19 protein-coding genes are annotated in these 22,918 nt (G+C 65.6%); 7 read left to right on the top strand and 12 right to left on the bottom strand.

Going from position 1 to position 22,918, the window contains the following annotated elements; all coding sequences use genetic code 11:
• Positions 1-3: 3 nt before the first annotated feature.
• Both VZC37_RS05280 and VZC37_RS05275 read right to left on the bottom strand, forming a co-directional pair.
• Entirely contained in the window at positions 4-1,236 is a 1,233-nt protein-coding gene (locus VZC37_RS05280) for an RNA polymerase sigma factor (RefSeq protein ID WP_330431351.1), read from the bottom strand.
• The gene (locus tag VZC37_RS05275) at positions 1,233-1,658 is read right to left on the bottom strand and encodes a YciI family protein (RefSeq protein ID WP_330431350.1); all 426 of its coding nucleotides are present in this window, start codon (positions 1,656-1,658) and stop codon (positions 1,233-1,235) included. Before VZC37_RS05275 ends, VZC37_RS05280 begins: the two co-directional genes overlap by 4 nt.
• A 216-nt stretch (positions 1,659-1,874) precedes the next feature.
• On the opposite strand from VZC37_RS05275, the gene VZC37_RS05270 reads away from it, so the two are divergent.
• Entirely contained in the window at positions 1,875-2,720 is an 846-nt protein-coding gene (locus VZC37_RS05270; RefSeq protein ID WP_330431349.1) for an enoyl-CoA hydratase-related protein, read from the top strand.
• Between the two features lie 12 nt (positions 2,721-2,732).
• Here the strand turns inward: VZC37_RS05270 and VZC37_RS05265 are convergent, their stop codons facing one another.
• From VZC37_RS05265 to VZC37_RS05250, 4 genes are all read right to left on the bottom strand, one after another.
• Complete coding sequence (locus VZC37_RS05265) at positions 2,733-3,377, bottom strand: DUF305 domain-containing protein (protein WP_330431348.1); 645 nt, start codon at positions 3,375-3,377, stop codon at positions 2,733-2,735.
• Positions 3,374-4,888, bottom strand: a complete 1,515-nt coding sequence (locus VZC37_RS05260; RefSeq protein ID WP_330431712.1) for an LVIVD repeat-containing protein — start codon at positions 4,886-4,888, stop codon at positions 3,374-3,376. Before VZC37_RS05260 ends, VZC37_RS05265 begins: the two co-directional genes overlap by 4 nt.
• Positions 4,889-5,057: 169 nt before the next feature.
• Positions 5,058-6,338 carry an MFS transporter gene (locus VZC37_RS05255; RefSeq protein ID WP_330431347.1) on the bottom strand — a complete coding sequence of 427 codons (1,281 nt, stop codon included), beginning with the start codon at positions 6,336-6,338 and terminating at the stop codon, positions 5,058-5,060.
• Positions 6,339-6,447: 109 nt separating this feature from the next.
• Positions 6,448-7,041, bottom strand: a complete 594-nt coding sequence (locus VZC37_RS05250; protein WP_330431346.1) for a TIGR03086 family metal-binding protein — start codon at positions 7,039-7,041, stop codon at positions 6,448-6,450.
• Positions 7,042-7,128: 87 nt separating this feature from the next.
• Between VZC37_RS05250 and VZC37_RS05245 the strand changes: the two genes are divergently transcribed.
• Positions 7,129-8,067, top strand: a complete 939-nt coding sequence (locus VZC37_RS05245; protein WP_330431345.1) for a helix-turn-helix transcriptional regulator — start codon at positions 7,129-7,131, stop codon at positions 8,065-8,067.
• 93 nt (positions 8,068-8,160) lie between these two features.
• Positions 8,161-9,270: a T6SS phospholipase effector Tle1-like catalytic domain-containing protein gene (locus tag VZC37_RS05240; RefSeq protein ID WP_330431344.1), complete on the top strand. Its 1,110-nt coding sequence runs from the start codon at positions 8,161-8,163 to the stop codon at positions 9,268-9,270.
• Between the two features lie 4 nt (positions 9,271-9,274).
• Here VZC37_RS05240 and VZC37_RS05235 read toward each other — a convergent pair whose 3' ends face one another.
• Positions 9,275-10,162 carry a bile acid:sodium symporter family protein gene (locus VZC37_RS05235; protein WP_330431343.1) on the bottom strand — a complete coding sequence of 296 codons (888 nt, stop codon included), beginning with the start codon at positions 10,160-10,162 and terminating at the stop codon, positions 9,275-9,277.
• Positions 10,163-10,423: 261 nt separating this feature from the next.
• Between VZC37_RS05235 and VZC37_RS05230 the strand changes: the two genes are divergently transcribed.
• The 3 genes from VZC37_RS05230 to VZC37_RS05220 all read left to right on the top strand — a co-directional run bounded on the left by VZC37_RS05230 (position 10,424) and on the right by VZC37_RS05220 (position 13,795).
• Entirely contained in the window at positions 10,424-12,229 is a 1,806-nt protein-coding gene (locus VZC37_RS05230; protein WP_330431342.1) for a Tox-REase-5 domain-containing protein, read from the top strand.
• Between the two features lie 100 nt (positions 12,230-12,329).
• Positions 12,330-12,911 carry a hypothetical protein gene (locus tag VZC37_RS05225; RefSeq protein ID WP_330431341.1) on the top strand — a complete coding sequence of 194 codons (582 nt, stop codon included), beginning with the start codon at positions 12,330-12,332 and terminating at the stop codon, positions 12,909-12,911.
• 155 nt (positions 12,912-13,066) lie between these two features.
• A complete protein-coding gene (locus VZC37_RS05220; RefSeq protein WP_330431340.1) occupies positions 13,067-13,795 on the top strand; it encodes a hypothetical protein in 729 nt (242 codons plus the stop codon).
• Between the two features lie 28 nt (positions 13,796-13,823).
• Here VZC37_RS05220 and VZC37_RS05215 read toward each other — a convergent pair whose 3' ends face one another.
• The 5 genes from VZC37_RS05215 to VZC37_RS05195 form a co-directional block, all read right to left on the bottom strand.
• Positions 13,824-15,185 carry an NAD(P)/FAD-dependent oxidoreductase gene (locus VZC37_RS05215; protein WP_330431339.1) on the bottom strand — a complete coding sequence of 454 codons (1,362 nt, stop codon included), beginning with the start codon at positions 15,183-15,185 and terminating at the stop codon, positions 13,824-13,826.
• Positions 15,186-15,246: 61 nt separating this feature from the next.
• On the bottom strand, positions 15,247-16,671 hold the full coding sequence (locus VZC37_RS05210) for an APC family permease (protein WP_330431338.1): 1,425 nt from the start codon (positions 16,669-16,671) through the stop codon (positions 15,247-15,249).
• Positions 16,672-16,874: 203 nt separating this feature from the next.
• Complete coding sequence (locus tag VZC37_RS05205; protein ID WP_330431337.1) at positions 16,875-18,329, bottom strand: aldehyde dehydrogenase family protein; 1,455 nt, start codon at positions 18,327-18,329, stop codon at positions 16,875-16,877.
• Between the two features lie 29 nt (positions 18,330-18,358).
• Positions 18,359-19,855, bottom strand: a complete 1,497-nt coding sequence (locus VZC37_RS05200; protein ID WP_330431336.1) for a GMC family oxidoreductase — start codon at positions 19,853-19,855, stop codon at positions 18,359-18,361.
• Between the two features lie 222 nt (positions 19,856-20,077).
• Positions 20,078-21,556 (bottom strand): PAS domain S-box protein, encoded by a 1,479-nt coding sequence (locus VZC37_RS05195; RefSeq protein ID WP_330431335.1) that lies wholly within the window; start codon positions 21,554-21,556, stop codon positions 20,078-20,080.
• Positions 21,557-21,725: 169 nt separating this feature from the next.
• On the opposite strand from VZC37_RS05195, the gene VZC37_RS05190 reads away from it, so the two are divergent.
• Entirely contained in the window at positions 21,726-22,898 is a 1,173-nt protein-coding gene (locus VZC37_RS05190) for an acyl-CoA dehydrogenase family protein (protein ID WP_330431334.1), read from the top strand.
• Positions 22,899-22,918 lie beyond the last annotated feature (20 nt).

Below are 22,918 nucleotides of genomic sequence, written 5' to 3'. Positions count from 1 at the left end.
CCGTCACAGCGCCGCGATCTTCTCCTCCAACACCCGGCGCTGGTCGCCGTTCGCGGTCAGCTCGACGGCCCGGCGCAGTTCGGATCGTGCCTCCTCGGTGCGGCCCAGCTGCGCCAGCAGTTCGCCGCGCACGCTCGGCACGAGGTGTGAACTGGCCAGCTTCTTCGTATCGACCTCGGTGTCGAGCAGGAGGAGCGCGTCGTCGGCGCTCGCTGCCATCGACACCGCGACCACCTTGTTCAACGTCACCACCGGATTGTGGGTCAGCTCTTCCAGGGCCTCGTAGAGGATCACGATCTGCGCCCAGTCGGTGGCATCGACCGACGTGGCGCGCGCGTGGCAGGCGGCGATCGCGGCCTGCAGGGCGTACGGTCCGCGGCCGCGACCCAGGGTGTCGACCTGGTCGAGGATGGCGAGCCCGCGGGAGATCTGGCCACGGTCCCAACGTCGCCGGTCCTGATCGGCGAGCAGAACGGGACGCCCGTCGGCGCCGACGCGCGCCGCGAACCGCGACGACTGCAGCTCCATCAGCGCGACCAGCCCATGCACTTCGGGTTCGGACGGCACCAGCGCGGACAGCACACGGCCGAGCCGCAATGCCTCCGCGGCCAGGTCCCGGCGCATCCAGGTGTCGCCCGAGGTCGCGGAATACCCCTCGGTGAAGATCAGGTAGATGACACCGAGCACGCCCGTGAGGCGCTCCGGCCACTGAGCCGGCTCGGGTACCTCATAGGGCACCCGAGCCGCCGACAAGGTCTTCTTGGCCCGCACGATCCGCTGTTGGATGGTCGGCACCGTCGTGAGGAACAGGCGCGCGAGTTCCTCGGTGCTGAGGCCGCCGACGACACGGAGCGTGAGCGCGACCTGAGCGTCCCGCTTGAGGACCGGGTGACATGCGACGAACACCAGTTTGAGGACGTCGTCGCGAACCGGCTCCCACTCTTCCTCGGCCACGTCGGTGAGATCGCGGGCGATCATCTGATAGCGGTCGTCGAGGCGCTCCTGCCGTCGCCACCCATCAATCGCGCGGCGCTTGGCGACCGCGGTCAGCCAGGCGCCGGCGTTCCGCGGAACGCCGGCGCCTGGCCATTTCTCGAGTGCCTCGGCGATCGCCTCCTGTGCGAGATCCTCCGCGAATCCCACATCTCCGACGACGCGTGCGAGCGTCGCGACGATCCGGCCGCCCTCGATACGCCACACCGCATCGACGGACCGCCGGATGTCGTCGTCGCTCACTTGGTGCCGAGTTCCTCCCGCCACCCCTTCTCCTTCTGGACGTACTCGTTGTCGGCGTAGTCCTCGAAGTCGGACTCGTCGGTGACGCGGCGCACCTCGAGTTTGGTGCCCGGGCCGAGCGGGGCCTTCTTGGCCCACTGCGCGGCCTCTTCCTTGCTGGAGACCTGCAGAATCCAGAATCCGTTGAACATCTCGTGGACCTCACCGTATGGACCGTCGGTGACCAGCGGGTCCTCGTCTGCGGAGAAGCTCACCACGAATCCCTCGGACGGATCCGCGAGTCCCTCGCCGGAGAGAAGCACCCCTGCGTTGATCATCTCCTCGTTGAAGCGCCCCATCGCGTTGATGATCTCCTGGAAGTCGACCTCGGCGGCAGCGGCTTCGGCAGCCTCGGTTGCGCGCATGATCAGCATGTACTTCATCGTGTTGCCTTTCTCTCGGATTGTCGTGCGGAACGGGGTCCCTGTCGAAACCCTCTACCCTGACGTCGAACGAGGTCGAGTGAAATCGACACTGCGCTCAGAATAGTTTTCGACAGTGGTCAGATGGGTCCGACCGGACAGCCGATGCACGCCTGAATGGGTCCGCGTTCGCGAGACTTCACGAACGATCGCTCGGTCGTCGAGTACGTTGGATCGGTGACCTCTCTGACCGAGCAGACCGCCGAAAAGCACATCGTTCTCGAACGTGACGGTGACGTCGCGATCATCCGCCTCAACCGGCCCGACCGGCTCAACGCCTTCACCCACCAGATGGGGGAGGAGCTGATCGCCGTCTTCGACGAGACCGACGCCGACGACTCGGTGCGTGCGGTGGTGATCACCGGGACCGGCCGTGCCTTCTGTGCGGGCGCCGACCTCGGTGGCGGTGCAACCACTTTCGAACTCGAGCAGCAGGAGTCGGGCGAGATCCCCCGCGACATGGGCGGGCAGGTCACGCTGCGTATCTTCGAATCACTCAAACCGGTGGTGATGGCCATCAACGGCGCGGCCGCCGGCGTGGGCGTGACCATGACCTTGCCCGCCGACGTTCGCATCGCCTCCGACGACGCCAAGTTCGGTTTCGTCTTCGCGCAGCGCGGTCTGGTCCCGGAAGCGGCATCGACATGGTTCCTGCCGAAACTCGTCGGTCTGCCCACCGCGCTGCAGTGGACGATGGGCGCGAAGATGGTGCCGGTGGCCGAGGCCCACGAACAAGGGCTTGTGCAGCAGGTGGTGCCCAAGGACGAGGTGCTCTCGACGGCCGTCGCGGTGGCCCGGGAGATGACGTCGACGACGGCGCCCGTATCGGTGGCGTTGACCCGGCAACTGTTGTGGCGGATGGCCGGCGCAGCGAGCCCCTGGGACGCCCACCGCGCCGACTCCAAGGCGATCTACTACCGCGGCACCATGGCCGACGTCGCCGAGGGCGTCACCTCGTTCCTGGAAAAACGGCCGGCGACGTTCACCGATCGTGTGTCGACGGACCTGCCGGAGATCTTCTAGGCGGTTCGGGTCCTACATCGGCAGGGGCTGTGCGTTGCGCTCGCGCAGCATCAGGGTCATCTGGCCGATCTCGTCGCCCTGCTCGCCGATCATGGTGAGCGCGAGCTGTTTGGTTGCCGAGCTCGATCGCGGGTCGTTGTAGGCGGCCTGTGCCATGTCGAGGCCGCCGTGATGATGTCGAATCATCAACTGCAGGAACAAGACTTCCGCAGCGCGACCGTGGGCGGCGGCCAGCCGGCCGAGTTCGTCGGTGCTGGCCATCCCGGGCATGGGAGGCCCGTCGGGGTCGGTCGGGCCGTGTCGATGGCTGGGACCATCGCCCATCCACGACATCGGTTCGTCGGACGTCATCGGCGCGGCGAACCAGGTCAACCAGCCGCGCATGGTCGCGACCTCGGCGGTCTGCGCCGCGACGATGCGGTCGGCGAGCCCGCGCACCTGCGGTGTCACGTCACGGGAGAGGCTCTGGGACATCAGGATCGCCTGGTCGTGGTGAGTCGCCATGTCCTGCGCGAACCCGATGTCGGTGACACTCGGCGTGCGGTGCTCACCCGAGTCGCGATGATTCTCCCAGGCCACGCCGATCGCAACGCCCATCGCGAGGAGGAGCGCGGCGACGCCGACAACTCCGACGATCCGTACCGCAGTGGTGCTCATCCGATGTTCGAATCCTGATCGTCGGGTGGGGTGTAGACCCGCGGACTCAGTTGCAGGGCATAGAATCCGCCGTCGGAGCAGGTCGTCCAGATCTGGTTGCCGTGCCACTCTGGTGGGGACATGCACCAGTCGGTGGACATGTCGCCGCCGACGAGCATGTGGCTGCGGGGCCCGATCATCTCGTGGAATGCGACCTTTCCGTTGGCGATCGACATGCCGAGGCTCAGGAACTCCACCGCCGGAACGCCCGACGCCGACGCGAGAACGTGCGGCGAGTTCGGCAGGTCGACGATTGTCGCGTTCTTCTGTGCCGGTGGATTGAAGTAGCCGATCTCCTTGATCTGCTTGATGTTCCGAATGTCGAACACCCGGATTCCGGAGGACTCCCAGCCGCACGCGAGTGCGGTCGGGTTCTCCGGTCGGTCCACCGCACAGTAGTGCGGGTTGCTGCTGAAGATGCTGCCGCCCATCGAGGACCGCAGGTTGGTGTCGAGGTTGCTCGGCAGGTTGATCTCCAGCTTGATCTGTGCGACGTAACCGGGCTTGTTCACCCGGCTGACATCGAAGAACTTGACGCCACCGGAGCCGAGTTCGTCGACGGTGATGATGTGTGGTCGGCCGCGGTAGGTGACCGGGATGGTGTGCTGATTGACCTGGCCGTCCGGCCACAGATAAGCGGCGACATGCGGCACCTGCGGATAGGGCGAACGTCGTTGCACCGCACTGATATCAAGCACGGTCACGCCGGCGGCGTTGGACAGATACATCCGGTTGCCGTCCGGGGTGATGCCGAAGCCGTGCCCGAGGAAACTGTGGAGGCCCTGCCAGATCACCCTCGGAGCGGCCGGGTTGGCGATGTCGATGGCGGTCAGGTGGCCCGGGAAGATCCCCGACGCCCAGTAGGTGCGGCCGTCGGGGGAGAAGCCGCCCTCGTGTGACGTGAAGGGTAGAGGTGTGGCGGTGCCCGGTCCGCGGTTGAGTAGCTTCGGCTTGTCGCAATCGGAGATGTCGTAGATCGAGATGAATCCGCCACCCCACAGCAGCGGAACGGACGTGGCGGCCAGTAGCTTTCGTTCCTTGTTGACCTTGAGGGTCTCCCAGGTGCCGCCGCGCATGGCGGGTTCGGTGAGGGATCCCACGATCCGCGGCTTACGCGGATTCTTGACGTCGACGACCTGCACACCGGGCTGCGGAACCAGGTTGGTGCCCGGGAAGAGGCTGCCGGTGTAGCTGCAGTGATCGAATGTGACGGAGAGGATTCCGCCGCCTGCGCCACGCACATGCCCGACCTCGGACATGTTGCACCGATAGCCTTGTCGGCTCCGTCCGGAATTGCGGTCCTCGGCGCTGACGTCGCCCTGTAGGCCGGGCTCGGGCAGCGAACCCGGACCGCACTCGGCCTCGGGTACCGCGACCTCGGAGATGTCGGGGAAGTAGTGGGTGGCCGCGGCGGCCGGCGCAGTGCCGAGGATCGACAGCACCATCGCGATCACGGCGATCAGGCATGACATGCCGTTTCGGCCGCGGGGCCGTCCTCGATGCTCGTCGCCGGGCAGCACCGATCGGTCAGACATGCCGACTCCCCCCTGGAATTGGACCTGTGTGGGGGATCACACTAGACGGAAAGCTCGATCCGTCTCGCGGGAATGGGAATTCTCGAGCCGGTCTGACGACGCTGTATCAGCGTGGCTCCCCGGTCGGGCGGAGTCGTACGGGGCGATTGCCGCCCTGTCGCCGCCACGCGATAGCTCCGAGAAACGCCGCCACAAAACACGTTGCCGCACCGACGCCGAGACCCACTCGTGCGTCGGTGGCCTCGGAGATCGCGCCGATGATCGGGCCGCCGATCGGCGTCGAACCCATGAACGCCACCGACCACAGCGACATCACGCGGCCACGCATCTGCGGGGTCGCGGTGAGCTGCAAGGTGGCGTTACCGGTGGACATGAACGTCACGCTGAGCCAGCCGACGAAGAACAGCGCGACGATCGCGAAGGGCAGCGACGGGGCGAGCGCGGTCGCGGTCATCGTGACACCGAACCCTGCGGACGCGATGGTCAACGGTCGCAGGCCGGTGGTGCCGCGGGCCGCCACGAACAGCCCGCCGACCACGGCTCCGACGCCCATCGCGGAGGTCATGTAACCGAGAGCCTGCGGACCACCGGCGAAGGTGCCTTCCGCGGCGGCCGGGATGGACACCTGGAACTCGTAGGTCAGCGTGCCGACGAGAGCCATCATCACGAGTGGAATCCACAGCGATGGCGAACCACGCACGTACCGCAGGCCCTCTCGGAGTTGGCCTCTGGCCCGCGCGACCGGCGCCTCGTACTCGATGGTGGCCGTGTTCATCGCGACCAGAGAGACGACGACCGCGACAAAACTCGCTGCGTTGATCGCGAAACACCATCCGGCGCCGATCGTCGCGACCAGAATGCCGGCCACCCCGGGTCCGACGGCCCGGGCGGCGTTGACCATCACCGAGTTCAGCGTCACCGCATTGCGGATCAGGTCCTCACCGACGACCTGGTGGATGAATGCCTGTCGGGCGGGGTTCTCGAATGCGTTGTTGAGTCCGAGTAGGAGCGCGAGGACGGCGACGTGCCAGATCTGCACCCAGCCGCCGACGGTGAGCACCGCGAGCACACCGGCCAGCAGACCCATGATGGTCTGTAGGGCGATCATCAGGCGGCGGCGGTCGACACGGTCCGCGATGACCCCCGCGTAAGGTCCGAGGAGCAGGATCGGCAATGCCTGCAGCGCGACGATGGCACCTAGGACCGACGCCGACCCGCTGAGCTCGAGGACCAGCCACGCCTGCGCGGTCATCTGCATCCACGTGCCCGTCATGGACAGCGTCTGGCCACCGAAGTAGAGCCGGTAGTTGGGATTCGCGAGGGACGCGAAGACTCCCGTCGCGGGTCCGCCGCCCGTACTCAGTCGGGGCGTACGTTCGGTGGACACAAGGTTCCACTGTATGCCGCTGTGGTGTTTGTGCTGGTCAGTGATCTCGATACGCCGACTCGCTGCCGCTCGCCGGCTACTCGATCCGCGGTGGGGCCGCGAACCCCCCTCACGCCACCGCACTCACCCATTTCGACGACTCCCGCCCGGTCCAGTTGGCCAGGCGTTCCGTGGGCCCGGCCTCGGTGCGGGATTCGACGACCGCACCGAACGGCACGGCGTCATCCCCGCGGATCTCGGCCGGGATGAACTGCTGCGCGACGGCGAGCACCGGCTCCACGATCGCCGGGTCGGCCTCGGCCGGCTGCCCGGTGGCGGCCGCCAGATCCCACCCGTGGACCAACGTCTCGCTCACGTACCCCCACAGCGCTGCGGCTCCCGGTACCTCGCCCCACGGCACCGTGACGGTGCGCGCGAGCGAGGCGTCGTCGGACCAGATGTCGACGGCACGTCCGACGGTCTCGACATATGCAGCCGCATCGTGCCGGTCGGCGAACGACGGCAAGGCCAAGGCGTCGGCTCCCGACCCCAGGGCGACAGCCTTGTTCGCCGTCGCGACGAGGTGTGCGGCCAGAGTCCGGACGTCGAAGTCCTCACATGGAGTCGGGGAGTCGAGCTGGTCGTCGGACACCGCGGACAGCAGCTCACCCACCCAGGCGGTGGCTGCTGCGTAGGCGGGTCGCGGATCGGCTGGTGCGGTCATGACGATTCCTCTCGTTGTGGCTGGTGACTACCAGTGAAGGCATTAATCACGACATCTCCTGTCATGTTTTGGGCGAAGATTGGGGACATGCGGGCGGAACGACTGATCGCGGTGATGATGCTGTTGAAGAGGCACGGTCGAATGACCGCGGCGGCGATCGCGGAAGAACTGGGGGTCTCCGAACGCACCGTTCTGCGTGACATCGACGCCCTGTCACTCTCCGGGGTACCCGTCTACGCCGAGCGCGGGCGGCATGGTGGGTTCGCGTTGCTGTCGGGATATCGCACGGATCTGACGGGACTGACGGTGGACGAGGCGACGTCGCTGCTGGCCGGGACGGGCCGGTTCGACTCGCCGGCGTTCGCGAGCGCGATGCGCAAGGTCGCCGCGGCTCTGCCGGAGGCGCATCGGGATCGGGCGGTCGGTGCGGCGCAGCGCGTTCTGGTGCGGCCGGAGGGCTTTGTCCGCAGTCCGCAACGTCAGGACGCGCTCGGGCAGCTGCAGCAAGCGGTTTTCGAGGGACGGCGGATCCGGTTGACCTATCAGCGGCCCGATGCGGAGCCGCGTCGAAGAGTCCTCGATCCGGTCGGGCTCATCGTCGCAGGCGACACGTGGTATCTCGTCGCGAATTCCGAAGGCCGCGAACGAATGTATCGAGTCTCGCGCATGTCCGACGTCGAGGTTCTGGATGAGCCGGCTCAGCGCGAGGCGGAGGTCGATCTGGAGGAGATCTGGCAACGGCACCGGCGGGAGTTCCGGGCGTCGTTCGAATCGGTCGACGTCATCGTCGAATGTGCCCGCGCGGACATCGACCGTCTCGGCCGGATCGCGACCCTGACGGAGGTGGAAGCAGTTGGTGACCGCGACGCGGTGCGGGTCGGTCTGCGATTCGCCGACGGCTCCCGTGCCGCGACCCTGATCTGGGCCGCGTGCTTCGACGTCTCGTGCGACATCGTGGCACCCGAGTCGATCCGCGACGCCGTGCTCGAGCGTGCGAACGCAATGGCCGGCAGGAGTTCCTCGTGAGCGTCGACCGTTCACCGGACGCGGGGCGAGGCTGCCAGGGCATAGGATTTCCGAAGCCAATCGGACACGCCTGAGACGGGGGTATCGAACACCATGGCCAAGCGCCTGATCGTGTGCTGCGACGGAACGTGGAACGCCTTCGGGCAGAAGAACCCGACGAATGTCGTCAAGATCCACAATGCGATCGCGCCCACGGATCGGAATGGCGTCACCCAGAAGCCGATGTACGTCGCCGGAGTCGGGACCAAGCCGTGGCAGAAGATCCGCGGCGGAGCGCTTGGATGGGGTCTGTCCAAGAACCTCAAGAAGGGATACGGCGAACTCGTCGACCTCTACGAGCCCGGTGACGAGATCTTCTTGTTCGGATTCAGCCGCGGCGCCTACACCGCCCGCAGCCTCGCCGGATTCATCCGGAACAGCGGAATACTCAAGCGGGAGTACAAGGACCGGATCGATGAGGCCTTCGAACTCTACCGCGACCGTGACGGATCGTCGGCGCCCGCGCAGCAGCGGGCCTCGGAGTTCCGAGCTGCCTACTCGTATGAGACACCCATCGAGTTCATCGGGGTGTGGGACACGGTCGGATCATTGGGAATCCCGATCGACGGATGGAAGCTCTTCGACAGGATCAACAAGCGCTGGGCATTCCACGACACCCAACTGAGTTCCACGGTGAAGGCGGCCTACCACGCACTGGCCATCGACGAGAAGCGCCGACCGTTCGAGCCGACGCTGTGGTCCCCGAAGCCGGACCGGCCCGCCGACCAGATCATCGAACAGGTCTGGTTCTCCGGTGTTCACTGCAGCGTCGGTGGTGGGTACGAGGACAGCCAGATCAGCGACATCCCCTTGGTGTGGATGATGGATCGCGCACGCCGACACGGACTCTGCTTCACCGAAGGCGAGTCCGAAGGTCTTTCGGGTGCCACCAGGATCCGGGCGACCGTGGTCGACGCGATCACGACGTTCCTCCTCGGCACGAACGCGTTCGCCACACCGCTGCAGGAATCCCGGAAGGGCTTTTACAAGGTGTTCAAGCCCTTCTCGCGGACGATGGCGCACGCCGACGAAGAGCACGAATTCGCGGCGAGCAGCGCGACCCAGCGCAGAGCACAGGTCGACACCTACGATCCGGAGAATCTCGCGGCTTACCTCGAGCGGGGCGGGCCGGAGATGGAAGTCGACTTCCGGCCGACGCGGTAGCGAATCAGGATCGAGTCCCTTCGGCGCCGACCGGTTCGCGAGGCCGCGTCAGCTTCCGCACCGCGAACCCGAACAGAGCGGCCAGCGGGAACATCAGGATGCCGTAGACCGCCGGGGCGATTGCCATCTCCGAGTTGTCGAGCGCGGTGAGCGCCACGGCGATGGCCAGCGTCGAATTGTGGATTCCGACTTCGAAACCGCTGGCGATCGACTGGCCGCGGGTCAGTCCGGCAACTCGCGGCACGAGGTAGCCGAGGAGTAGCGAGAGTACGCAGAACAGGGTCGTGACGACTCCGACGCGGGCCAGGTACTCCATGGCCTTCTCCTCGCCCAGCAGTGCCCCGAGGACGACGCCGATCAACAGCACTATCGACACGATCCGCACCGGCTTGTCGGCCCGTGCGGCGAACTCGGGACGGCGGTGTCGGACGACCATGCCGAGGATCACCGGGATGAGGACGACGGCAAAGACCTGCAGGAGTTTGGCAGGCTGCATGCCGACGGATTCGTCGGAGCCGACGAAGTGGTTCAGCGCTAGGTTGACGACGATCGGCAGGGAGATGAGGCCGAGGAGCGAGTTGATCGCCGTCAGCGTCACATTCAGTGCGACGTCACCGCGGAAGAGGTGGCTGTACACGCTCGAGGTGGTGCCGCCGGGAGACGCGGCCAGGATCATCAAGCCGACAGCGAGATAGGGCTCGAGGTCGAACACGACCGTCAAGCCGAACGCCACGAGCGGCAGCAGCAGCATCTGGCAGCCCAGGATGACCGCGATTGCGCGCGTGTTGTGAGCAACCCGCCGGAAATCGGCCACAGTCAGCGACAACCCCAATCCGAACATGATGACCGCCAGGGCGATGGGCAGTCCCACGGCGACGAACGACGATTCCATCAGCTCTCCTCGGCTCAGGGCGAATCAGCTCGATCATGACATCGCGTACCCGTGCCCGGGTGCAAACCGTTCCAAGCCTCGGGGCGTGGTCCACCCGTACCTGTTGGATCCGCGTCAGATCCCCAAATGTTCCCGCTGCTTCGACATCGGCCGGACGATGTCATTCGCGCATCCGAACCTTCCTGTCTGCCGGCGGTCGTGCAGCCCGGGGCCACCTACGGTCAGAGCGACTCAAGATGGCGAAATACGAAGGCGGGCACTATGTTGCGCGAGAATCGATCGAAGGCTGTCCTGGTTCGTCTCATCCTCACCGCGATCGCAGCGGTCCTGGTCGTCGTGCTGCCGACGACCCATTCGATCGCGGCGACGACGAACGGAACCCCCAATGCTCCCACCTCGCAGCCAGGGGACCGCGACAACGGTTCGAACAGCCCGTCCCAGGGTGGCGGCGGTGACGCCCGCACCATCAACCCGCGGCCGCAGCCGTCCGCACCGCGCGATTCGGCTCCGCGCAACTCGTCGCCACCCAGCGACAGCTCACCGAGCTCGCCGGGAGCAGGGTCCGGCTCACCGGGTACGAGCTCGCCCGGCGGCGATACGCCGGCGAAGCCGAACAGCCCGCGCCAGTCGACCCCGAAGCCGGACAGAGGGCCGAACAAATACTCGCCGAACACCAAGTCGCCCAACGGCAGCAGCCGCGACAAACTGGACGACGATCGCGACGACAGGCCTGACCGGTCGACAGGCCCCTCGCAGAACCGAGGACCGAACAAATACTCGCCCAACGCGAAGACACCCGACGACCGGGACCGCCCCAACCGCGACTCGGGGCGGAAGAAGCGGGAAGAGCGCGAGGAACGGCAAGAGCAACGTGAGCGGCGTGCGTCTCCGCCGACGGCCGAGACACCGAGCCCGACAACACCGCGCTTTCCGAGCCGTCCGACGTCGCCCTCCGAGCCCGAGGCAGGCGAGTCGGATGACCCCGATTCGTCGCGCGAGTCGAAAGACTCTGACAAGCGCAAGGATTCGGACGAGGAGGAGGAACCGGAAGAGGCCGACCCGACGCCCGCGCCCGATCCGGAGCCGGCCCCCACTCCGACGCCGACACCGACGCCGCAGGAACCCAAGCGCGACGAGGACCCACCGGCCCGGATTCTGTCACCGCCGATGCAGCAGGCGGACCCGAACGAACCCTCGCCGAGGCAACCGAACATCACGGGGAAGCCGCGGCCCGAGGCTGAACAACCGGAGGCACAAACGCCGCCTGATCCGTCGGCGCAGCAACTCGGAACTGGGCGCGGCTGGGGAGCGTACTGGGACCTCATCAACACCATCGGCCATGGGATCAGCAAGGGCATCGATGCCATCGAATGGATCGTCGAGCAGTTCGAAGACGATCCCACTTCTCCGGCACCGGCACCTGAGAATGCGCCCGCGGAAGTCCCGGCGCCGTCGACACCGGCGGAACCTGCGGAGCCGTCGACGCCCGGAACCGAGCAGGCGCCTGAACCGCCGGCAACCGGTTCGCCGGCGGTTCCTGCGCCGACTCAGCCTGCACCGCCGCTCGATCCGACACCGACGCCGACCCAACCGGCGCCGCCGGCGGCTCCGCCGCCCACGATCGGCACATCGGGAGGAGGCAGCGGCACGTGGGTGACCGAGTCGACGAACGGGTGGTCGCAAGAAGCCAAGGACTATCAGGAACAGGTGACGGGGATCCCGCCAGGCGTGACATACGAAGTGCCCTCGGAGACCCGCAAGACGGGCACAGTCAAGGTCGACAGTATGGAGCCGCCGACAGCGACGACTCAGGAGAAGTGGATCGAGGCCAAGTACAGCCGTCCGAAGATCGCATACGACAAGAACGGGGACCTCAACCGCTGGTCGCCGCCGGCCATCGAGATGCGGAACCAGCTAGAAGCCCAGTACCGCGCTGCCGAACAGCACGACGCCGTCGTCGAGTGGGTGGTGTCGGACGAACGGCAACTACGCGATGTCCAGGACGAAATCGACGACAAAGAGTACAACGACCGGATCACCGTCCGCCTAAAGCCGCCCAACAAATAGGATGAATGTCATGACGCAGATCGCCCTCATCGGCGGATGGAGTGCGCGTCCGGCCTCGGTTGCCGAGATCCTCGCCGCCAGTCGGAGAATGCTCGCGGCGATGCCGGAGTACCCGGCAGGACGGTGGACGAAGGTCACCCCACGTGCCAACAGTCCGCTGGTTGATGCTGAGCCCATCGATATCTGCGACGATGCATCACTGGCTACCGCGATCGAGATCGTCAGCGCATGCGACGAGATCCATGAACTCGCTGTCTTTCGACAAGCCGGGCCCGAAGATTTTCCTGTCGATGTGCGCGTGGTCGCGGGAAACATCCGATCGCGTAATCGCATCATCGTCTACGTCGATGTGTCCACAAGTCGTGAATCAGAGGAGTTGCACGCCAGCGTAATCCGTTATGTGGAGGCGATCGTCAAGGCCTGGGACCCGGACTGGCTGAAAGCGGGGACCCCGGAGTTCAACAAGCAGCAGCCGATCAAGCGTGTCCCCGGTGAGGTGTACGTGGGCTGGTACACGTACATCTCCGACCGGATCCCGATCGATGAGGACATTCTCGATGCGGGGAAGGTGGAGCGCATCGGGTGCGCCGGCGGTCAATACATCATGCTCGACGGAACTCCGACGGAGCCGAGCCTCGAGCAGGCGCTGCTGATTCGCAAGGCGCTCGGATACACCGAGTAGAACCCGCCCGCCCAACCGCATGAGAACTGACATTCACCAGGGAGGTTCCCTACGTGGATGGCCCGGTTCCCCATGCGGTTGCCAGGTAAGAGTTCAGGGATCATCCAGGGTCGGACCCGGATGTGTTGCGCCAGAGTGCGTGCGACCGTGTTCGCATGGCTGTCTCCACTCCGATCCGCCGGGCCCGACAGGTCCTGGTATGGCTACATGTGCTCTCATCCGTGAGCTGGATGAGCCAGGCTCTTGCGCTGATGGTCCTGCTGTTGCAGCACAACAGTGCCGATTCCGCCGCCGCTCATCTCCTGGATACCACCGTCCTGGTGGTGTCGGCCAACGCCTCTGCCGCCACCGGATTCCTGCTCTGCGCGACGACGTCGTGGGGATACTTCCACCACTGGTGGGTGGCGGTGAAGTTCGCAATCACCGTGGTCCAACTCTTCGTGGGTATCGCGATCCTGTCACCGGCGCTCAACGACGCGGGCGGTTCGCCACCACCCCAGCTGATCGCCGGGACCGTGATCATGGCCTCACTGATCGCCTTTCAGGGTTGGCTCTCGATCGGCAAGCCATGGGGTCGCGTGTGGTTCCTGGTTCGCGGTGGTTCGCCCGGCCGAGCGCCGATGCCCCCCACGGGTGTGATCGTGGCCGCCCCGGCCGCCGTGCTCGGAGATGTCGCGATCTTCGTCGTTGTTGGACAGCCCATTCCGATCTGCTCGTTCGTCGCGCTGGTGGTCGCCTTGGTGACGCGACGCGATCGGCAAACGGGCCGGTCTCGGGCGAGGGGGTCGTCGACTGCGCAGACAACCCGAACGCGAGCAAGGGCCCGACGGCCTACTGCTACCGTCGACATGGCGAGGACACAAACCAGCGACGGGGCGTTGTAGTGCCGCCTGCTTCGTGCGTCCCATCAGGTCAGAGTCTTGTGAACTGTTCGCGGGCGAGGGTCTTGATGACCTTGCGCGCATTGGTGATACCGGACTCGATCGCACCGTCCACGACGACGCCGTTCCACCCTTTGGCGTAGTCGGCACCGGCGAAGCGCAGTCGGCTGGCGTCGTCCGTGTCGAAGTTGCTCCAACCGTCGAAGAACTGGCCGGAACGCAAGGTCGCCCAGGTCTGGCCCGACCATTTGTCGGCCACCCAGTCGTGCCCGCCGCAGTCGATGACGATCAGGTCGTCGCGCCAGACGTTGATTGCCTTCTGCGCGGATGCCTTGTCGTCGAGGTCGATGGCAGTGTGGTCGGAGCCGAACCCGACCAGAATGGTCGCGTCCTCGTCCTCGAGGAAATATTCGCTGCGCAGCAACGAGATCGGATGGCCGCCGGGTGCTCCGGCAATGATCGAGTGGTGTCCCCGGACTTTGATCCAGATCTTGAAGCCGACGGAGTTGGTGCCCTCGTCGATGACCTTCTGCTGGGCTGATGGAAGCGGCGGATCGAACGCAACATGTTTCAACGCTCCGATGGGCACGGTCACGATCGCAGCGTCAGCGGGCACCACCCTGCCATCACTGAGGGTCACCTCGACACCAGAGTTGCGGTGAGAGATCCGCTCAACGGCGGTGTTAAGGGACACCTCGGTGCGAAGGTCAGCGGTGATGGATTCATACAGGCCGCGCATGCCGTTGGTGAGCTTGAACCGTAGCGTCTGTTCGTCCATCAGCGAGCTGCGGTGGTCGCTCAGTGCCGCCCAGTGTTTGGCCATGAGCGGTGATGCTGTCTTCGTCGAACCCTGGTAGCCGGCCGACCAGTACGAATCGGCGAGGTCGATCTCCTCCTGCGTGAAGTCGCCGTTGCGCAGACAGTCGAGAACGCTTCCCTCATCGGCTCGGCGGAAGCGATCCAGCAGTTCCGGATCGGCGGTCGGGTCCTGCAATAGGGCGAATGGATTGTGCGGGTAGGGAAAGAACTCACGCGACCCTTCGAAGATCTTGTCCTGGAGGCGGGTCAGCGCCTGGTCGAGGTCGTGCTCGGTCCCGCGGTGGACTGTTCCCTGGCTCACCCAATAGGCGTCGGCGATATCAGGGCTCGGATAGATCTCCTGCCCGTAGCGGGTGATCTCTGTCCAGACGAACGGCTGCATCCAATGCACCCAGGTGGCGCCCATCTCGAGCGGATGCCCGCCGAGCCGTTCGTCGGTCCATGCTCGGCCGCCGACGCGGTCGCGGGCTTCGACGATTCGCACGCTGACGCCGGCGGCTTCGAGTTCGCGTGCTGCGATCAGTCCGGCGAAGCCGGCGCCGACGACGACGACCGAGGGGCGGTTGGTGGTCATGAGGTAAGTCCTTGCTGTGTTCGGGTTTACGGGGCGGGCTGAGTCGTAGGTCGGCCTGGCATCAGGCGGAGGCCAGCTCGCGGCGCCTGATCACCCGCTCGGCGAGGCAACCGCCGACAAATGTGGCGGCGATGATTGCCAGGAAGACTCCGGCGAGAGCGGCGGACCCGCTGATCAGCGTGGTGAAGTTCGCTATCACGAGTGCGGTGATGCCGAGCAGTCCGACGGTACCGAGCACCGGGGCCACCTTGGTGTGCCACAGCCGGTTGTCGGTGTCGGAGTGACGGAAGTAGGCGATGATCGCGATGCTGGTGAGGATCATGAGGAGCAGGATCGCGACAATCGCCACGCCGGCCATCCAGGTGAACAGTTGCAGGACGGGATCGGCCCCGGCGAGAGCGAATACGCCGACGAGCAGGAATGCGGTGATCGTCTGGAGCGCCGAGCCAGCGTGCGGTGATCCGTGCCGGCTGTGCACGGACATGAACCTTTGCGGTGCGAAGCCGTTGCGCGACAGCGCGAAGGTATACCGGGCGATGGCGTTGTGGAAGGCGAGTAGTGCGGCGAAGAGGCTGGTCACCAGCATCACCATCAGGATGTCGGCGGCGACCGAACCAAGGAACTCCGAGGTGGCGATGAAAGTGAGGTCGGCGGTGTCCGACTGGGCCTCGGTGGCCACGTTGTCGCTGCCGAATGCCAGCACCACGGCCCAGCTGGCCAGCGCGTAGAGCACCCCGATCGAGATCACGGCGGTGTAGGTCGCGATGGGCACGGTGCGCTTCGGATTTCGGGCCTCCTCGCCATAGATGGCGGTGGCCTCGAAGCCGACGAAGGAGCCGATGGCGAACATCAGCGCGATGCCCGGCGAGCCGGACAGGAAGGCATCCGGGGTGAACGAGACGGCGTCCACGCCGTGCGCACCTCCCTTGACCACGACCCCGACGATCAGCGCGACGATGAGTGCGATCTCGGCGATGAGCAGCACTCCCAACACCTTGGCGCCCAGATCGATGCTGCGATAACCGAGCACCGCGACGAGTGCCATCAGGATGAACGCCCAGAACCACCAGGGGAGGTCGGGACCACCGAAGCGGACGACGACGCTCTGCATGGTGGATGCCGCCAGGCCGTAGATCGCGGCCTGGATGGTCGTGTAGGCGAGTAGGGCCAGCGCGGCTGCACCGAGACCGGTGGACCGGCCCAGGCCCTTGCTGACGTAGGCGTAGAACGCGCCGGTGTCGGTGACGGAGCTGCTCATCGCCGCATAGCCGACGCTGAACACCAGCAGGACGGCTGCCGCGAGAATGTACGCAGCCGGTGCACCGGCGCCGTTGCCGATCGCGATCATCACCGGAAGTGATCCGGCCACCGCTGTCAGCGGTGCGGCGGCCGCGATGACGAGGAACACGATCCCGGCGACGCCGATCGAGCCGCGGAGCGAGGTACCGGATGACGGCGGGGAGTTGGTGAGGGAGTGGTCGATCATCGAGGCTTCCTTCGAGCGCGGAGGGCTGTAGTTCTACGAACGTAGAACGAAGTGTTGTGATGCACGCTACTGCTTCGAGCAGCTCTCCGGAAGGTCTGTGGAGTCGGGAATACCTTTACAACGACCGATAGCGACGAAAACCGGGGTGGGCGATGGCTTGTCGCCGTCGCGCACCCCGGTCGTGTTTCGGAGAAGTCGGTTCCTTACAGCACCACGGTGACTGTCTTGGTCTCAGTGTAGGCGAGAATGCCCTCGTAGCCGAGCTCGCGGCCCACGCCACTGGCCTTGACGCCGCCCCATGGGAGCTGTGGCGCGAGCGGCGACCAACCGTTGACACCGATGGCTCCGGCCTCGATCTGCCCCGAGATCGTGTGTGCTCGAGACACATTATTGGTCCACACGGTCGCCGACAGTCCGTACTGGTTGTCATTGGCGAGCGCGACGGCCTCGTCGTCGGAGTCGAACGGCACGACGATGCCGACCGGTCCGAAGATCTCCTCCTGGGCCACGGTCATGCTGTTGTCGCCGGCGAGCACTGTCGGTTCGACGAAGTAGCCCGGACGGTCCGGTGCGGAACCACCTGCGATCAGCTCGGCACCCTCGTCGGCGCCCTTCTTCAGGTACTCGACCACGCGATCACGCTGGCGTGCACTGACCAGCGGGCCCATGGTGGTGGCCGAATCGAACGGGTCGCCGATGACTTGGGCTTCTGCCGCGCCCTTCAGTCCACCGAGCACCGAGTCGTACACGCTGCGGTGCGCGAGGATTCGCGTTCCGGCGGCGCATACCTCGCCCTGGTTGAAGAACAGGCCCATCGCGGCACCCTGGATTGCTGCCTCGAGGTTGGCGTCGTCGAAGATGATCTGGGGTGCCTTGCCGCCGAGTTCGAGCGCAGTCCGCTTGAAGTTGCCGGCGGAATTGCGCAGGATCGCGCGGCCGGTCTCGGTCGATCCGGTGAACGAGATCTTCTTGATGCCGGGATGGACGGCGAGGGCTTCGCCGGCGACCTTGCCGAGTCCGGGCAGGACGTTGACCGTGCCGGCCGGGAAGCCGGCTTCGGCAATCAGCTCCGCGAGGCGGAGGATCGACAGCGAGGCGTCCTCTGCCGGCTTGATGATGACGGTGTTACCGCACGCTAGCGCTGGTGCGAGCTTCCAGCCCAGGATCATCAGCGGGGCGTTCCACGGCACGATCGCGGCGACGACGCCGAGCGGCTCCCGACGCGTGTAGGCGTGGGTGGGCACCGGGCCACCCATGTAGCCGTCATTGGAGATCAGCTCGCCGTTGATCTTGTCGGCCCAGCCCGCGTAGTACCGCAGGGTGCCGATCAGATTCGGGATCATCAGGGCGGCGCTCGCGCCGACCGGACGTCCCATGTCCAGCGATTCGAGGGCGGCGAGCTGGTCGAGGTCACGCTCGACGAGATCGGCCAACTTGTTGAGCAGCTGTCCCTTTCGCGACGGGGCGAGTGCGCCCCATTCGCCACGAAACGCGGCAGTGGCGGCGGCAACCGCGGCGTCGACCTCGGCGGCATTCGCCGACCCGAGCTCGGCGAGCGGCTGCCCGGTGGCCGGGTTGAAGGTGGTGAACGATTCGGCGGCAGCGCGCCATTCACCGCCGACGAACAGGCCGGTGTTGAGGGTGGACAGGTCGATCATTTCCGGTACTCCTTGTTGGGGACTGTGTTTCAGGAAGCGCTGATCAATTCGGCGGCGCGCTCCGCGATCATCGCGGTCGGCGCATTGGTGTTGCCGGTGGTGACCGCGGGCATCACGGAGGCGTCCGCGATGACGAGGTTCTCGACGCACATCGCGTGGAGATCTGGTGATACCACTGCCATCTCGTCGGTGCCCATCCGGCATGTACCGGCCTGGTGGTGGTAGGTGTTGACGCCGCGGCGAACCCATTTCTCGATGGCCTCGTCGGAATCGTCGGCGGTTGTGCCCGGCAGGGCCTCATAGGCGCCCCACTCGTCGGCGAGCGGTGACTGCCGGCCGACTTCGCGGCACTGACGCACCGACGCGATGAGGGCGTCGAGATCACGTCGGTCTGCCAGCACGTTGAAATCGATCACCGGGTGGGCGGTCGGATCGGTGCTCGACAGAGTGACGCTGCCCGCACTGTGCGGCCGGATCAAGCCGGCGTGCAAAGTGAAACCCGAAACAGGTCCGGTCATTCCGTCGTCGTAGTAGAAGGGGATGCTGAAGTTGATCGGCTGGGTGTCGGGCACCTCGAGGTCTGGGCGGCTCTTCCAGAACCAGTGCGTCTGGGTCACCGGCTGGAACGGGTTCGGCGGCGCGATCGGCCGTTCGGTGCCGAAGATGACCGGCACCAGGAAGTGGTCCTGAAGGTTCTTGCCGACGCCGGGGACATCGGCGACGACGTCGATCCCGAGCGCCCGCAGTTCGTCGGCTGGTCCGATACCGCTGCGTAGCAGGATCCCGGGCGAACCCAGTGCACCGGCACACAGCACGACCTTGTCGGCACGCAACTCGCGTTGCCGGCCATCCTGAATGATCCGAACTCCCACCACGGAGCCATCGTCGACGATGAGGGAGTCGATCAGTGCGTTGAGTTCGAGGGTGAGTTTGGGGTGCTCCAACTGGGTCCGCATGTAGGCCGCCCACGTCGATAACCGCTTCCCGTCACGCAGGTTCAGCTTCATCCGCGACACGCCTTCTTGGTCGCCGGAGTTGTAGTCGGCGTTGAGCGGAAGCCCCCACGCCTGCGCCGCGTCAAGGATGGCCTGCTGGATCGGCGAGAGATCGGGCTCTACAGCGTCAACGAGACCTTCCGCGGTGCTTCCGCGCTCGAGCCGCTTGAACAGCGGTGCCACCGATTCCCAGTCCCACCCGGTGTTGCCCGCAGCCGCCCACTGGTCGTAGTCCCAGGGCGAGCCGTGCACCCAGATGGTGCCGTTGAGCTGGTTGGAGCCGCCGACCACTTTTCCGCGGGGCACGTGTAGTCGGCGACCGAGTGCCTGCTCCTGAGGTGCCGAGAAGTACCCCCAGTCCTCCGGGCCGAGCCACAGTTCGCCGACACGCGACAGGTCATGGATCGCCGTGTTGGCGTCGAGTCCACCGGCTTCCACCAAGGTCACCGAGTGTCCGGCATCGATCAACCTGCGGGTGACCACCGAACCGGCGGTGCCGGATCCGAGGACGAGTACTTCGGGAGTGGACATGACATCTCCTTGATGTGGCACCGCTGTGCCCCTCCCTCGTGACCCGCGTCACTGAGCGACGGCGAATGTCTCTGGTCGGGAGCAGGTTTGGACGTCGGTGCGGCCGATTGATCACGACGTCGTTGTCGGTGCAGCCAAACCTAATCGCGTGCGCGTGTGGCGACCACTAGATCAAACCAACGCTGTGCTACAGGTACCTTTACCGCAGCTTCGAGTCGCTGATCAGACGTTATTATCTGCCAATGGTAGAACCAAGCGTACCTCGGTTCCGCGAGGGTCGTTCGGGAGGTACTCGATGGCGCCGCCGTGCCGCTCGACGATGTGCTCGGAGATGATCAGCCCGATGCCGGCGCCGTCTTGTTTGGCGGAGAAGGCGCCGGAGGCGAGCCGATTGGTGGGCGCTGTGCCCATTCCGCGACCCTGATCGCGGATGGACACGAATACGTGCCCGTCGGCCTGGCCGGTCTCGATGGCGAGTTCTTTGACCTCGGTGGTCGGTCTGACGATCTCCTCGATCGCGTTGACGCAGAGATTGATGATCACCTGCCCGATGAGCACGCTTTCGCCGTGGACGTACAGGTCGCGCTCGGGAATCTCGGCGAAGACACGAACGCCCTGTTCAGCGGCGCGTAGTCGCACGAAGTAGAGGCTTTCCTCGATCGTCTCGTTGAGGTCCATCAGGACCGCGGTGCTCTCGATCCGTCGCACGTAGCGCTTCACAGAGGTGACGATCTCACCGGCCCGCTTCAGCTGCCGCTCGATCTGATCGATGCCGTACGACAGGCTCCGCGCGTCGACTGTCTCGGCTGCCAGCCGCGACTTCAAGCCGCTCAGGTAGTTGGTGGAAGCTGCCAGAGGTTGTCCGAGTTCGTGGGCCAGGATCATCGCCATGTCACCCATCGCGTGGTAACGGCTGAGGTACTGGAGGTTGGCTTCCTGGTAGGCATGCCGCCGTTCCCACTCCACCCGGTCGGTCACATCGCGCATCGTCAACACGCGAGACCGGATGCCGTCGTGCGCGACGATCTCCAATTCGCCGGCCAGCCAGGAAGTGGTTCCGTCGTCCTTCCCGATCTCCTGGAGGATGCTGACGGAGCCGGCTCCGGCGGCCAGGCGCTCGACCACATGATCGCTGGTCAGCCGGGGTTCGCACTTGCCGAGGTCCTCCAGGTGGACACCAGAGAGCTCGGCCGGTGTACGTCCGAAGAGACGGGCCGCCAGCGGCGAGATGTCATCGATGCAGTTGTCGTCGTCGAGTATCACCAGACCGGCCGCAGTATGCGTCATGATCCGCTGGAGCGACTCCGACACCCAGGTGAGCTCTTCCTGGAGTTCGACCTCGTCCGAAATATTGCGGAACTCCACCATCACCACCGGTCCGTCCTCGCATCGCACCAGCGTCGCACGGGCGTCGGTCAGGAAATCGACACCATCCTTGGTGCGGTACTTCCACTGCTTTCGACTCGAACCGTGGACGACTGCCGATTGCAGCCATGCGACCCCGACCTCACGTCGGTATTGGCGTTCCTGCGCACTCATGTGATGTGCCTTCAAGGGCTTCAGCTCTTCCAGGGTGAAGCCGAACATTCGGCAGGCCGCCGGATTGGCCCACAGGATGTTCTTGGACGCCGCCTCGTGAATGAGGATTCCGGTCCCGGTGTTCAGGATCATCTGCTCGAAGTCACGGCGTGCCGGGAACATCGCTCACCTCGCCTTCGAACCAGTCTGAACACCGAGCCTCGACCGGTTCGCCCGATGGTGCAAGTAAGGAATTGCTTAGCCCTCGCGGAGGAACTCCCGATACCGCCGATCACGACTCGTCCATAGTGTAACGCCCATAAGGATTCTCGAATCTGAATGGAGACACCTGATGACCACGGAGAGCATCGCCGATCGCGCGGTTGCCGCACCTGCGGGTCCGGAGCGGGCAGCCGCGTTCGATCACGCACTCGACGTGCTTCGCGATCGCCGCGAGGAATTCGAGGAACAGCGATTCGTGCCGCGAGACTTCATTGCGCTCCTGAAGCGGGCCGGTATGTATCGCGCGTCGACGCCGGCCGCGTTCGGCGGGGAGCCGATGCCGCCGGCCGCATTCATGAAGATGGTGGAACGGGTCTCGGCGGTGGATCCGGCCACCGGCTGGGTGTCGAGCTTCGGTTCGTCACTGGTCTACTTCGCCGCTCTGCCGGCCGCGACCCAGCAGAAGATCTACGCCGCCGGTCCCGACGTCGCATACGCCGGTGGTCTGTTCCCGATGCAGGAGGCCGAGAAGGTCGACGGAGGTTACATCTGCTCGGGACTGTGGCAGTTCGCCAGCGGATGCCGTGGCGCCGACATCCTCGGAATCGGCCTGGCCGGCGGACCCGAATCGGCGGGCAAGCCCCTCACCGCGCTCGTCGACCCCGCCGATGTCGAGATCATCGACAACTGGGACGTCGCGGGAATGAAAGCGACGGGCTCGCACGCGATCCGCGCAGACCGGCTGTTCGTTCCAACCGAGATGACGTTCGTACGTGGCGGTGCCCCGCAGATCGATGAGCCGCTAAATCGGTACCCGGCGCTCGCATATGCGGCCCAGGTGCTGGCCGTGGTCACCCTCGGTGCCGCGCGCGGCGCCCTCGACTACGCCATCGAGGTCGGATCCAGCCGAACCTCCATCACCGGAGGCGCGAGCAAGGGCAACCGGCCGGTGTACAAGGTCGGCGTCGCCGAGGCCGAGGCCGAGCTGCGTTCAGCCCGAGCGTTCTTCTACGAGACCACCGAATCGGTCTGGGCGAAGGCTGTGGACGGTCTGGAGATCTCCACCGAGGACCAGGCGCTCCTGCGGCTCAGCGCGACTCACGCGGCGCACGCCGGACGTCGAGTCGTGCTGCGTGCCTTCGACCTTGCCGGCACCGGTGCGATCTACGAAACCCACCCCCTGCAACGTTTCCTGCAGGACGGGCTCGTCCCTGCTCAGCACGCCATGTTGGCCTCCAACACCTTCGAAGCCTCGGGATCGCTACTGCTCGGACTCGACGCCGGCATCCCGAGCTTTCCCTGATCCCATCCCGCTGACCTGAC

The sequence above is a fragment of the Gordonia sesuvii genome, assembly GCF_036350415.1.
GTDB lineage: Bacteria > Actinomycetota > Actinomycetes > Mycobacteriales > Mycobacteriaceae > Gordonia > Gordonia sesuvii.
The sequence above is the reverse complement of the archived record's forward strand: the minus strand, read 5'-3'. Positions and strand labels throughout refer to the sequence as shown.

Bases quoted from the DNA above. Each gene is read 5' to 3' on its own strand.
- VZC37_RS05275 (WP_330431350.1), bottom strand. From the start codon at position 1,658: ATGAAGTACATGCTGATCATGCGCGCAACCGAGGCTGCCGAAGCCGCT.
- VZC37_RS05265 (WP_330431348.1), bottom strand. From the start codon at position 3,377: ATGAGCACCACTGCGGTACGGATCGTCGGAGTTGTCGGCGTCGCCGCG.
- VZC37_RS05260 (WP_330431712.1), bottom strand. From the start codon at position 4,888: ATGTCATGCCTGATCGCCGTGATCGCGATGGTGCTGTCGATCCTCGGC.
- VZC37_RS05250 (WP_330431346.1), bottom strand. From the start codon at position 7,041: ATGACCGCACCAGCCGATCCGCGACCCGCCTACGCAGCAGCCACCGCC.
- VZC37_RS05245 (WP_330431345.1), top strand. From the start codon at position 7,129: ATGCGGGCGGAACGACTGATCGCGGTGATGATGCTGTTGAAGAGGCAC.
- VZC37_RS05240 (WP_330431344.1), top strand. From the start codon at position 8,161: ATGGCCAAGCGCCTGATCGTGTGCTGCGACGGAACGTGGAACGCCTTC.
- VZC37_RS05235 (WP_330431343.1), bottom strand. From the start codon at position 10,162: ATGGAATCGTCGTTCGTCGCCGTGGGACTGCCCATCGCCCTGGCGGTC.
- VZC37_RS05230 (WP_330431342.1), top strand. From the start codon at position 10,424: ATGTTGCGCGAGAATCGATCGAAGGCTGTCCTGGTTCGTCTCATCCTC.
- VZC37_RS05225 (WP_330431341.1), top strand. From the start codon at position 12,330: ATGCCGGAGTACCCGGCAGGACGGTGGACGAAGGTCACCCCACGTGCC.
- VZC37_RS05220 (WP_330431340.1), top strand. From the start codon at position 13,067: ATGGCTGTCTCCACTCCGATCCGCCGGGCCCGACAGGTCCTGGTATGG.
- VZC37_RS05215 (WP_330431339.1), bottom strand. From the start codon at position 15,185: ATGACCACCAACCGCCCCTCGGTCGTCGTCGTCGGCGCCGGCTTCGCC.
- VZC37_RS05210 (WP_330431338.1), bottom strand. From the start codon at position 16,671: ATGATCGACCACTCCCTCACCAACTCCCCGCCGTCATCCGGTACCTCG.
- VZC37_RS05205 (WP_330431337.1), bottom strand. From the start codon at position 18,329: ATGATCGACCTGTCCACCCTCAACACCGGCCTGTTCGTCGGCGGTGAA.
- VZC37_RS05200 (WP_330431336.1), bottom strand. From the start codon at position 19,855: ATGTCCACTCCCGAAGTACTCGTCCTCGGATCCGGCACCGCCGGTTCG.
- VZC37_RS05195 (WP_330431335.1), bottom strand. From the start codon at position 21,556: ATGTTCCCGGCACGCCGTGACTTCGAGCAGATGATCCTGAACACCGGG.
- VZC37_RS05190 (WP_330431334.1), top strand. From the start codon at position 21,726: ATGACCACGGAGAGCATCGCCGATCGCGCGGTTGCCGCACCTGCGGGT.